Source organism: Sphingomonas phyllosphaerae 5.2 (assembly GCF_000419605.1).
Lineage (GTDB): Bacteria > Pseudomonadota > Alphaproteobacteria > Sphingomonadales > Sphingomonadaceae > Sphingomonas > Sphingomonas phyllosphaerae_B.
In genome coordinates, this window is record NZ_ATTI01000001.1 from 555,100 (window position 1) to 567,194 (window position 12,095).

Genomic DNA, 12,095 nt, shown 5'->3' on the forward strand with positions numbered 1-12,095 from the left:
GGCGGGTGCGCTAGCAATAACGCGGCGGCAAACGGCTGCAACGTGAATCTCGCAATCGTTTGCGTAGATGTCTTCAGGCGGAGGCGCGGACGATGAGTTGCGGTGCGACGATCGCGCTGTCGACGGGCTCGCCCGCGATGCGACGTAGCAGCGCGTCCGCCATCAACGCGGTGCCGGCGACCAGATCCTGGCGGATCGTGGTGAGCGGGGGCGAGGTGTGCGCGGCGAGCGACACGTCGTCGTAGCCGATGACCGCAACGTCGCCGGGAACGTCGAGCCCGGCCTCGCTCAGGGCGCCGAGCGCGCTCATCGCGACGACGTCGGACACGGCGAAGAGCGCGTCGGGGGGCGTTCCCCGCGCGAGCCGCGTGCGTACGGCATCGTGGACCAGGCCGGGCGCCATATCGCACGACAGCACCTCGACCTCGCAATCCGCGGCGGCGGCGGCATCGCGCAGCCCGGCGAGCCGGTCGGCGAATTCGGGTGGGGCGGGATCGCCGACGAACAGCAGGCGACGTCGGCCGCGGGCGAGCAGGTGCTCGCCTGCGATGCGGCCGCCGAGCCGGTTGTCGGAGCCGATCGTGAGGTGGCACTGGCCGGGACGGTTCACGCCCCACACCACGAGCGGGGCGTAGCGGGCGGCGACGCGCTCGATCGTGTCCCATTGATCGGACTGGCCGACCAGCAGCACGCCATCCACCCGCCCGCTGTCGACCAGCCGGTCGAGCCAGTCGTCGCTGTCGGGCAGCACGCGCGAGAGCAGGATGTCATAGCCACGATCGACCAGCAGGTCGGCGAGGAAGCCGAGCAGGCTGAGGAAGAACGGATCGGTCAGATGCTGCGTCCGCGCGTGGCCGAGCGGCATGGCCAACGCGATCGCGCCGGTGCTGCGCAGCCGCAGATTGCGCGCCAGCTGGTTGGGACGGACGCCGTGTTCGCGGGCGAGCGCCCGGATGCGTTCCTGCGTCACCTTGCTGACGGAGGGATGGCCCGACAGGGCGCGCGACACCGTCGCGGTGGATACTCCCGCCATCGCCGCGAGATCGGCCAGCTTCATCGACGTCGGCACCGCGCGTCGTTCCCCCTTTTTGCGTTCAAAGTCCGATACGTGGCCGCACGATCGTTCGCAATGCGACTAAGGACGCAAACGCCGCTCGATTACAATCAGGAGCCCGGCTCCGGCTCGACCGTGGTTTGCGGCTGAAGGGTCGCGCTTGTCTCTCGGCCGATCGCGGCGATCTCCGTATCGATGAAGGTCATCAGCAATGCGAGCGCGTCCGGATCGGTGTAGCGCGCCTTCATCAGCCGGCGCTGGCACATCCCGCCGGCGATGATGAGGATCGATTCGGCAAGCTGCGCGACGCGCGCCACGTCGGTCGCCTGCGGGACGATGATGCGCAACGCGCGGACCAGCTGCCCGCGCAGCCGGTCGTCCATCGCGTCGAAGATCTCGGCGATCCGCGGGTTGCGGTTCGCCTCCGCCATGATCTCCGCGATCAGGCGCGTGTCGTTCAGGTCTTCGCAGGCGATGAAGCGCGCGATCCATTCGCGTACCATCATGCGGTCCGCGGTGCAGCGCGCCGCGCACAGCTCGTCGCCACCCAGATATTCGTCGAGATCGTGTTCGACCAGCGCGGCGACGATCGCCTCCTTGTTGGCGAAATCGCGGTAGATCTGCCCCACAAGCACCCCGGAGCGTTCCGACAGCCGCGCCATGCTGGTGGCGTGGAACCCGTGTTCGGCAAAAAGTTCCCGCGCGGCCTGAACAATCTTCGCGCGTCGCGCGTTGGCCTTCCCGCTCCGATCCCGCGGGAGGTCGGCCTGCGTGTCTGCGTCCCTTGCCTGATGTCGTTCGATCAACTCGCGGTCGGCCATCATCTTCCTGTCTTGACGCTGCCCGCTCTTCGCAGTAGCAGCATTCGTGAGTGAGCGATCACTCACACACTTCATAAGAGATGTCCATGCCGAAAATGGGGCCGAAAACGGGGTTCGCGGTCGCCGCGCTGGTGCTGGCGCCGCTCGCCGCATGTGGTGGCAAGAGCGAGTCGCAAGAGCAGCAGCAGCAGGCGCAAGCCGGGCCGCCGCAGGTGAGCGTGTTGACGGTGCAGCCGCAGACGGTGACGCTGACCACGGTGTTGCCGGGGCGGACCACCGCCTATGAAACGTCGGAGGTGCGCCCGCAGGTGAGCGGGCTGGTCACCGCGCGCCTGTTCACCGAAGGCGACACGGTGCGCGAAGGGCAGCCGCTCTATCGCATCGATCCGCAGCCCTACCAGGCACAGGTCGCCAGCGCGCGCGCCTCGCTGGCGCGGGCGCGGGCATCGATCGCGTCGAGCGCGGCGCTTCAGCGGCGTTATGGCGAACTGGTCAAGATCAACGCCATCGCGCGGCAGGACTTCGAGAATGCGGTGACCACCGCCGAGCAGGCGCGCGCCGATGTCGCTGCGCAGCAGGCGGCGGTGCGGACGGCGCAGATCGATCTGGCGCGTACCACGATCCGCGCGCCGATCTCGGGGCGGATCGGGCGGTCGGTGACCACCACCGGCGCGCTGGTGAGCGCGGCGCAGACCAACGCGCTGACCACGATCCAGCGGCTCGACCCGATCTACGTCGACGTGTCGCAGTCGAGCGCGGACCTGCTGAAGCTGCGCCAGCAGCTTGCGGCGGGCGACCTCTCGCGCGGCGGGCAGGCCGCCCGCGTCCAGCTGCGGCTGGAGGATGGCTCGGTCTATCCGATCGAGGGCAAGTTGCAGTTCGCCGACGTCAGCGTCGACCCGAACACCGGCACGCAGACGATCCGCGCGTTGTTCCCCAATCCCAAGGGCCTGCTGCTGCCCGGCATGTATGTTCGCGCCGAGCTGGTGCAGGGCACGCAGGCCGGTGCGATCCTGGTGCCGCTGCGCGCGGTGACCCGCGACGAACGCGGCAACCCGACGGTGATGGTGGTGGGGCAGGACGGCAAGCTCCAGCCGCGCAACCTGACCGCGCCGCGCACGATCGGCGACAACTGGCTGGTGACGGCCGGGCTGAAGCCGGGCGACAAGGTGGTGATGGAAGGCGCGATGATGCTGCGCCCCGGCATGCCGGTGAAGGCCGTGCCGTACAACCCGAACGCCGCGCCGGCGCAGGGTCAGGGTCAGGGCCAGCCGCAGGGCCAGCAGGCGGCAGGAAAGTAACTCCCCATGTCGCGCTTTTTCATCGACCGGCCCATCTTCGCATGGGTCATCGCCATGGTGCTGATGCTGGCCGGGGTCATCGCGATCCGCAGCCTGCCGATCGCCCAGTTCCCCGAGATCGCGCCGCCCGCCGTCGCGATCGCCGCCAATTATCCGGGCGCCGATGCGGAAACGCTGGAGCGCACCACCACGCAGATCATCGAGCAGCAGCTACGCGGCATCGATAATCTGCGCTATTTCTCGTCGTCGTCCTCCTCGGCCGGCGTGGTCACGATCACGCTGACCTTCGAGCAGGGCACCGATCCCGACATCGCGCAGGTGCAGGTCCAGAACAAGCTGCAGGCGGCAACCCCGCTGCTGCCGCAGGAAGTGCAGCGCCAGGGCATCCAGGTCACGAAGTCGTCGGCCAGCTTCCTCGCGGTGGTGGGCCTGGTGTCCACCGACGGATCGCACAGCAACAACGACCTGGCCGACATGGTCGTGTCGAAGTTCCAGGACCCGATCAGCCGCGTCAGCGGCGTCGGCGAGTTGCAGGTGTTCGGATCGCAATATGCGATGCGCATCTGGCTCGATCCGCTCAAGCTCAACAATTACGCGCTGACCGTCGCCGACGTGACCGCCGCGGTGCAGGCGCAGAACGCGCAGGTCTCCGCCGGGCAGATCGGCGCGCAACCCGCGCCCAAGGAGCAGATGCTCAACGCGACCGTCTCGGTACAGTCGCGGCTGCAGACGCCCGAGCAGTTCGGCAACATCCGTCTGAAGACCAGCGCCGACGGCGCCGTGGTTCGCCTGCGCGACGTCGCGCGGATCGAGATCGGCGCGGAGAACTACGGCTTCGACGTGCAGTATAACGGCAAGCCGGCATCGGGCTTCGGCGTCCGTCTGGCCGCGGGCGCCAACGCGCTCGACGTCGTCGACACGCTGAAGGCGCGCGTCGCGGAGATCGGCAAGACGCTGCCGCCGGACGTGAAGGTCATCTATCCGTACGACATCACGCCGTTCGTGCGGCTGTCGGTGGAGCAGGTGATCCACACGCTGATCGAGGCGGTGGTGCTCGTCTTCCTCGTGATGTTCCTGTTCCTCCAGAACTGGCGCGCCACGTTGATCCCGACGATCGCGGTGCCGGTGGTGCTGCTGGGCACGTTCGCGGTGATGGCGCTGGCCGGCTACACCATCAACACGCTGACGCTGTTCGGCATGGTGCTGGCGATCGGCCTGCTCGTCGACGACGCGATCGTCGTGGTCGAGAACGTCGAGCGCCTGATCGTCACCGAGCATCTCAGCCCGAAGGAAGCCGCGCGCAAGTCGATGGACGAGATCAGCAGCGCGCTGGTCGGCATCGGGCTGGTGCTGTCGGCGGTGTTCCTGCCGATGGCGTTCTTCGGCGGATCGACCGGCGTGATCTACCGCCAGTTCTCGATCACGATCGTCTCGGCGATGGTGCTCTCGGTGCTGGTCGCGTTGATCCTGACGCCGGCGCTGTGCGCGACGATCCTGAAGCCGCACGACCCGGACCGCAAGGAAGGCACGGGGCCGCTGGCGCGCTTCTTCCGCTGGTTCAACGACAAGTTCGACCGTGCGCAGCACCGCTACGAAGGCGGGGTGAAGAGCACCGCGCGCCATTGGAAGCGTTCGCTGCTCGTCTATCTGCTGATCGTGGCGGGCATGGCGCTCGTCTTCATCCGGCTGCCCTCGGGCTTCCTGCCGGACGAGGACCAGGGCTTCGTCATCGCGCTGGTGCAGGGGCCGGCGGGCGCGAGCACCGCACGCACCGAGAAGGGGCTGGCGATCACCCGCGACCACTTCCTGAAGCAGGAGAGCGCCAACGTCGCCGGCGTGTTCACGATCAACGGCTTCAGCTTCGCCGGGCAGGGCCAGAACACCGGCCTCGTCTTCGTCAACCTGAAGCCGTGGGAGGATCGTTCCGGCGGCGACAATCGCGCGCAGGCGATCGTCGGCCGCGCGATGGGGTCGTTCTCGCAATATAAGGACGGCCTGATCTTCGCGCTGATCCCGCCGGCGGTGCAGGAGCTGGGCAATGCCACCGGATTCGACGTGCAGCTGGTCGATACCGGCGGCGTCGGGCACGAGAAGCTGACCGAGATCCGCAACATGATGCTGGGCATGGCCGCGCAGGACAAGCGGCTGGCACAGGTCCGCCCGCTCAGCCTCGAGGACGCGCCGCAGCTGAAGGTGAAGGTCGACGAGGACAAGGCGCGTGCGCTGGGGCTCGACCTGTCGGCGGTGAACTCGACGATCGCGACCGCGTGGGGCGGTGGCTATATCAACGACTTCATCGACCGTGGCCGCGTGAAGCGCGTCTACGTCCAGAACGATGCGCAATATCGCATGAGCCCGGAGAGCATCGGCGATCTGTACGTGCGCAGCAGCAACGGGCAAATGGCGCCCTTCACCGCCTTCTCGACGCAGGAATGGGCCAATGCGCCGGTTTCGCTGACCCGTTACAACGGGCAGCCGGCGATGCAGCTGCAGGGCTCTCCGGGGCCGGGGCAGAGCACGGGCGCCGCGATGGAGGCGTTGCAGGAGATCCACGCCAAGCTGCCACCGGGCACGACGCTGGAATGGACGGGCCTTTCCTATGAGGAACGGCTGTCGGGCGGGCAGGCGCCGGCGCTCTACGGGCTGTCGCTGCTGATCGTGTTCCTCTGTCTCGCCGCGCTCTACGAAAGCTGGTCGGTGCCGATCTCGGTGCTGCTGGTGGTGCCGCTCGGGATCATCGGTGCGGTGCTGGCGGCGTGGCTGACCGGGCTGAACAAGGACATCTACCTGCAGGTCGGCCTGATCACCACGATCGGCGTGTCGGCGAAGAACGCGATCCTGATCGTGGAATTCGCCGAGGAGCGGATCGCCGAGGGGTTGAGCGCCTTCGACGCGGCGGTGGAGGCGGCCAAGCTGCGGCTGCGCCCGATCCTGATGACCAGCCTCGCGTTCATCTTCGGCGTGATGCCGCTCGCGGTATCGACCGGCGCGGGCGCCGGCGGCCAGAACGCGATCGGTCGCGCGGTGGTGGGGGGCATGTTGTCCGCCACGGTGCTCGCGATCTTCTTCGTGCCGATGTTCTTCGTCGTCGTGCTGCGCCTGTTCGGGCACGGCAAGGACGAGGGCGGCAAGCACGAAGCGGGCCGCGACGAGACGACCGCGCACGACCACCCCCATGACGACCGGCCGGCGGGCGACCCGGACAACCGGCACGCCCCTCAGGGAGCCTGATGTGACCCGTTCCACGATGATCGCCGCGCTGGCGCTGACCAGCGCGCTTGCCGGGTGCAACATGGCACCCAAGTACGAACGCCCGACCGGGGCGATCCCGGTCGCCTTGCCGGAGGGTGGCGTGTATCCGCGCGCCGCCACCGACGCGCCCGACGTGACGCAGATCGGCTGGCGCGACTTCTTCCTCGACACGCGGCTGCGGCAGGTGATCGAGAGTGCGTTGACCAACAACCGCGACCTGCGGATCGCGGCGGGCAACGTGTTGCAGGCGCGGGCGCAATATCGCGTGCAGCGTTCTGCGATCGTGCCGTCGACCGGGCTGAACGGATCGGCGACCTATACCAACAACCTGTTCGGCGCGATCGGCGCCGCCGGGGGCGGGGCGACCGGCGGTGCGGGGGCCGGGACGGGCACCGGCATAGGCACGGGTACCGGGACGGGAACGGGCGGCGCCGGAACGGGTGGCACCGGTGGCGGCGGCGGTGCTGCGGCCGGCGGGGCAGTCGGCGAGAGTTCGTCGAACATCCAGTTCTATTCCGCGAACGTCGGCTTCTCGGCGTTCGAGCTCGACCTGTTCGGCCGGATCCGCAACCAGAACCGTGCCGCGCTGGAGCAATATTTCGCGACCGAGGAGGCGCAGCGCAGCGCGCGGATCAGCCTGATCGCGGAGGTGGCGAGTGCCTGGCTGACGCTGGCGTCGGACCAGGAGCAGCTGCGCCTCAGCCGCGAGACGCTGAAGACCTTCGAGGAAACGGTGCGGCTGACGACGGCGCAGTTCCGGATCGGTGTCGCCTCCGAGCTGGAGTCGCGGCAGGCCGAGACGAACTACCAGGCGGCGCGCAACGACATCGCGGCGCTGACCGCGCAGGTGGCGCGCGACCAGAATGCGCTGAACCTGCTCGTCGGCACCACCGTGCCCGCCGAGCAACTGCCGGCCGGGCTGGACGGGACTGCGGTGACGCGCGACGCGTTGCCGGGCAACGTCTCGTCCGAGGTGCTGCTGCGCCGTCCCGACGTGCTGCAGGCCGAGCACCAGTTGATCGCGCAGAGCGCCAACATCGGCGCGGCGCGCGCGGCGTTCTTCCCGAGGATCTCGCTAACCGCGACGATCGGGACGATCTCCAGCGCGCTGTCCGGGCTCTTCGGTGCGGGCACGTTCAACTACAATGCCGCGCCGTCGCTGGCGCTGCCGCTGTTCGACGGCGGGCGCAACGCCGGCAACCTGGACTATGCCAAGGCGTCGCAGCAGGTGGCAGTCGCGACCTACGAGCGGTCGATCCAGACCGCGTTCCGCGAGGTCGCGGACGCGCTGGCGCAACGCGGGACGATCGGCGAGCAGGTCGCCGCGCAGGGCGCGCGCGCCAACGCCGCATCGGTGGCGGCGCGGCTGTCCGATGCGCGCTATCGCGCCGGGGTCGACTCGTTCCTGACCTCGCTCGATGCGCAGCGTACCGCATATTCGGCACAGCAGCAGCTGGTGACGACGCGGCTGACGCAGGCGAACAATTTGATCGAGCTGTACCGCTCGCTGGGTGGCGGTCTGGCAGGCGATCCGCCGCGTAGCACGGACTGACGAACCCTCTTGCGCGCCGCGCCGATCGGCGTACCCTTCCTTGCAAAATAGCAAGGAGAGAGGCGATGGACACCCAGGGTGCGCGCGCAGGAGAGGAGGGTCTGGTGATCCTCCAGACGCTGTTGTGTCTGTTGCGCGAGAAGAACGTGCTGTCGCGCGCCGACATCGAGACGCTGTGCGACCGCGTGGCGATGCGCGCGGCGGCGGCGGAGCGCGATCCCTTCCCGTGCTGCGCCGAGGCGACGCGCGCCGCAGCCAGCGAGATGGCACGGGTCGGTAGCTATATCGGGCAGCATTACGGCGGAAAGCATCGGCGCGCCTGACGCCGTCCGGACGGCGGGCGGAGCGACGCGCGCGGCCCGGAAAGCCGGATGGTTCGTCGTCGCGCGACGGGTTCGGTGCTCTCGTCGGGCTGGGGGTGATCCGGGCTCCGGCTATCGCCCGGTCGCGACAGAAGCCGGACCCCGGATCAAGCCGGAGCGACGGAAAGCGCGAGCACGTCGACATGGGACGGTATCGTCCGCGGTGCGCGGCCTTCGTCATTGCGAGCGCAGCGAAGCAATCGAGGGCCGCATCCGGACGCGCTGGATTGCGTCGCAGCGCTCGCAACGACCTGGGAGGTGTTCGCTCTCTTCGACGGTTCGTCTTGGGCGTGCCTGCCGCCGCACGATGGCTCGACGTGGGCAACCGTTCCGGCGTAGAGGCTTGCGCGTGAACCAAGGGCGTTTTTCCGCATGACCGCCGAAACCGGACTCGCCGCATTGTGGCTCGCCGCGGCACTGGCTGCGTTGCAGGTGTTGCTGGGCGTGCTGGCGTTGCGGCGCGGGCGCGCGGAGGCGGTGGTGGCGATCCGGGCGGTCGCGATCGTACAGGGCGCGCTGGCCGCGGTGGCGATGGCGGCGTTGATCGCGGCGTTCCTCGATACCGACCTGTCGGTGGCGCTGGTCGCGGCGAACAGCCATTCCGCCAAGCCATGGCTCTACAAATTCGCGGGCGCTTGGGGCAACCACGAGGGCTCGATGCTGCTGTGGGTGACGATCCTGGGTGTCGCGGGCGCGGCGGTGGCGCGGTTCGAGCGACGGCTGGACGAGCCGACGCTGGTCGCGACGCTGGCGGCGCAGGCGGCGATCGCGCTGGGCTTCTACGCCTTCCTGCTCTTCGCCTCGAACCCGTTCGCGCGGTTGCAGCCTTCGCCGCCCGACGGCGCGGGGCTGAACCCGCTGTTGCAGGACCCCGGTCTCGCGTTCCACCCGCCGACGCTTTACGCCGGCTATGTCGGACTGTCGGTGGCGTTCTCGTTCGCGGTCGGCGCGCTGGTGACGCGCGGGGTCGGCCCGGCGTTCGCGCGCGCGATGCGGCCGTGGGTACTGGGCGCGTGGGTGTTCCTGACCCTCGGGATCACCGCCGGCAGCTATTGGGCCTATTACGAGCTGGGCTGGGGCGGCTGGTGGTTCTGGGACCCGGTGGAGAATGCCAGCCTGATGCCGTGGCTGGCGGCGACCGCGCTGCTGCATTCGGTCACGGTGCTGGCGACCCGCGACGGGCTGCGCGCATGGACCGTGATGCTGGCGGTGGTCGCCTTCTCGATGAGCATGATCGGCACCTTCCTGGTCCGCTCGGGCATCCTGACCAGCGTCCACTCCTTTGCGGTGGATCCGCGGCGCGGCAGCTTCATCCTCGTGCTGCTGCTGCTGTACATCGGTGGTGCGCTGGCGCTGTTCGGCGCGCGGGTCGGCACGGTGCGGCAGGGCAAGTTGTTCGAACCGTTCAGCCGCGAAGGCTCGCTGGTCGCCAACAACCTGCTGCTGACGGTCATCCTCGGCATCGTGCTGATCGGCACCTTCTACCCGATCGTCGCCGGCGCGTTCGACGTGCAATTGTCGGTCGGGCCGCCGTTCTTCGATTCGACCGCCGGGCCGATCGCGCTGCTGCTGGTCGCGGTGATGGCGATCGGGCCGCTGCTGCGGTGGCGGCGCGACGAGCCGGAGGCGGTGATCCAGCGGCTGTTCCCGGCGATCGCGGCGGCGCTGTTCGCGGGCGTGGCGACATTCCTGCTCGGCGGGCCGATCGGGGTGCGGCCGCTGGCGGGCGTGGCGCTGGCGGCCGGGCTGGCCGTGGCGAGCGTCGCGCCGCTGGCGAAGCGCAATCTCGCGCGTGCGCCGCTCCAGCTCTACGGCATGGTCGTCGCGCATCTGGGCATCGCGGTCGCGCTGGCGGGAATGGCGATCAGCACCGCCTACACGCAGGAAACGTTGCTGGCGGTCGGCATCGGCGATCCGGCGCGGGTCGCCGGCTATACGGTGCGCCTCACGGGCGTGCGCCCGCTGGTGAGCGACAATTGGACCGCGCTGGAGGGCCGGCTGGCCATCGAGGACGAGAGCGGCGCGCGCTTCGTGCTGCGCCCGCAGGTGCGCTACTTCACGACACCGGCGACGACCACCAATGAAAGCGCGATCGCGACGCGCTGGAACGGGCAGCTCTACACCGTGCTCGGCGCGCTCGGCGACGACGGGCGCTGGCAGTTGCGCTTGTGGTGGAAGCCGTTCGTGACGCTGATCTGGCTGGGGGGCGCGATGATCGCCTTCGGAGGCCTGTTGTCGCTGGTCGGGCACCAGTGGCGGCTATGGCGCACGAAGCAGCGCGCGGAGCTGTACGCGTGAAGCGCTGGCTGGTGTGGGCGCCGCTGTGCGCGTTCGGGCTGGTGGTGGCGGTGATCGCCTGGGGACTGTGGCGACCCGCCGATCGTACGGTGCGCTCGGCGCTGGTCGGGCGCGCGCTGCCCGATTTCACGCTGCCGGCCATCGCGCCCGGCAAGCCGGGGCTGGCGAGCGCCGACTTCCGGCAGGGAAAGCCGCGGCTGCTGAACGTCTTCGCAAGCTGGTGCGTGCCGTGCGTGGCGGAGGCGCCCCAGCTGATGACGCTGAAGGCGGCGGGCGTGCCCATCGACGCGATCGCGATCAAGGATACGCCGGGCGCGATCGCCGGATTCCTGGCACGCAACGGCGACCCGTATGCGCGGATCGGCGCGGACGCGCACAGTCGCGTGCAGCTGGCGCTCGGCTCCTCGGGCGTGCCGGAGACGTTCGTGGTCGACGGCAAGGGTGTGATCCGTGCGCAGCATGTCGGCGATATCCGGCCGGACGATGTGCCGGAACTGCTCCAGGCATTGGCGGCGGCGCGGTGAAGGCGCTGGCGGCGGTCGCATTGCTGGCGGCAGTTCCGGTCGCCGCACAGACGGCGCTGCCGCGGCTGGCCTATACGCAGCTGCGCGATCCCGATCAGGAGCGGCAGGCGCGCGCGCTGATGGAGACGCTACGCTGCGTGGTGTGCCAGGGCCAGTCGATCGCGGATTCGGATGCCGACATGGCCGGCGAGATGCGCGCGCTGGTGCGCACGCGGATCGCGCGCGGCGAGGGGCCGGAGACGGTGCGCGCCTGGTTGATCGCCCGCTATGGCGATTACGTGAGCTATGCTCCGCCGATCCGTGGAGCGACGTTGCCGCTGTGGCTGGCGCCACTGGTGCTGCTGGCGGTGGGGGCGTGGCTGGCGCGCGGATCGTTCCGCCGGCGCTGACGGGACCGATGGCGGGGCGGCGGCGTTAGGGCTGCGTTCCATCGGGAGATTGTCATGCGCTCGCTTCTCACCACCGTCCTGATCGGCGCCGGCGCCGGGCTGGCCGCGTCGTTCGTCATGGATCGATTCCAGGACGTTGCTGCGCCCGCATTCGGGATGGACGAAGGCAACGACGATCCTGCGACGGTGAAGGCCGCCGACACGCTCAGCAACGCGGTGGAGGGACGGCCCGTCACGCAGAAGCATCGCGCCGCGGCCGGCTCGGCGATGCATTATGCGGTCGGGGCGGCGATCGGTGGTGGCTATGCGCTGGCGGTGCGGCAATGGCCGGAACTGGCGAAGGGCTGGGGCGTGCCGGCCGGCCTGACGACGATGCTGCTGCTCGACGACGTGCTGGTGCCCGCCGCCGGTTGGGGGCCGTGGCCGCAGGCGGAGGTGCCGGGCAACGCATACGGCCTCGCCTCGCATCTGGTGTTCGGCGTTGCGATGGAGGGCGCGCGGCGTGCGGGCGCGGGAGCGATCGGGGCGTTGCCGGCGTGACG

Annotated in this window: 10 protein-coding genes; 8 read left to right on the top strand and 2 right to left on the bottom strand. The window is 69.4% G+C overall.

Going from position 1 to position 12,095, the window contains the following annotated elements:
- Positions 1-73: 73 nt before the first annotated feature.
- On the bottom strand, positions 74-1,069 hold the full coding sequence (locus tag SPHPHY_RS0102705) for a substrate-binding domain-containing protein (RefSeq protein WP_022685178.1): 996 nt from the start codon (positions 1,067-1,069) through the stop codon (positions 74-76).
- 95 nt (positions 1,070-1,164) lie between these two features.
- Complete coding sequence (locus SPHPHY_RS19000; RefSeq protein ID WP_022685179.1) at positions 1,165-1,878, bottom strand: TetR/AcrR family transcriptional regulator; 714 nt, start codon at positions 1,876-1,878, stop codon at positions 1,165-1,167.
- A gap of 92 nt (positions 1,879-1,970) precedes the next feature.
- Between SPHPHY_RS19000 and SPHPHY_RS0102715 the strand changes: the two genes are divergently transcribed.
- The 8 genes from SPHPHY_RS0102715 (at position 1,971) to SPHPHY_RS0102750 (ending at position 12,093) form a co-directional block, all read left to right on the top strand.
- On the top strand, positions 1,971-3,176 hold the full coding sequence (locus SPHPHY_RS0102715) for an efflux RND transporter periplasmic adaptor subunit (RefSeq protein ID WP_022685180.1): 1,206 nt from the start codon (positions 1,971-1,973) through the stop codon (positions 3,174-3,176).
- A gap of 6 nt (positions 3,177-3,182) precedes the next feature.
- On the top strand, positions 3,183-6,407 hold the full coding sequence (locus tag SPHPHY_RS19005) for an efflux RND transporter permease subunit (RefSeq protein WP_022685181.1): 3,225 nt from the start codon (positions 3,183-3,185) through the stop codon (positions 6,405-6,407).
- 16 nt (positions 6,408-6,423) lie between these two features.
- A complete protein-coding gene (locus tag SPHPHY_RS0102725) occupies positions 6,424-7,980 on the top strand; it encodes an efflux transporter outer membrane subunit (RefSeq protein ID WP_022685182.1) in 1,557 nt (518 codons plus the stop codon).
- 65 nt (positions 7,981-8,045) lie between these two features.
- Positions 8,046-8,303 (top strand): hypothetical protein, encoded by a 258-nt coding sequence (locus SPHPHY_RS0102730; protein WP_022685183.1) that lies wholly within the window; start codon positions 8,046-8,048, stop codon positions 8,301-8,303.
- Positions 8,304-8,714: 411 nt separating this feature from the next.
- A complete protein-coding gene (locus tag SPHPHY_RS0102735; protein WP_022685184.1) occupies positions 8,715-10,640 on the top strand; it encodes a heme lyase CcmF/NrfE family subunit in 1,926 nt (641 codons plus the stop codon).
- Positions 10,637-11,164, top strand: a complete 528-nt coding sequence (locus SPHPHY_RS0102740) for a DsbE family thiol:disulfide interchange protein (RefSeq protein ID WP_022685185.1) — start codon at positions 10,637-10,639, stop codon at positions 11,162-11,164. Before SPHPHY_RS0102735 ends, SPHPHY_RS0102740 begins: the two co-directional genes overlap by 4 nt.
- 5 nt (positions 11,165-11,169) lie before the next feature.
- The gene (locus SPHPHY_RS0102745) at positions 11,170-11,553 is read left to right on the top strand and encodes a cytochrome c-type biogenesis protein (RefSeq protein WP_051148359.1); all 384 of its coding nucleotides are present in this window, start codon (positions 11,170-11,172) and stop codon (positions 11,551-11,553) included.
- Between the two features lie 54 nt (positions 11,554-11,607).
- Positions 11,608-12,093, top strand: coding sequence for a hypothetical protein (locus SPHPHY_RS0102750; protein WP_022685187.1), 486 nt, complete (start codon positions 11,608-11,610; stop codon positions 12,091-12,093).
- Positions 12,094-12,095 lie beyond the last annotated feature (2 nt).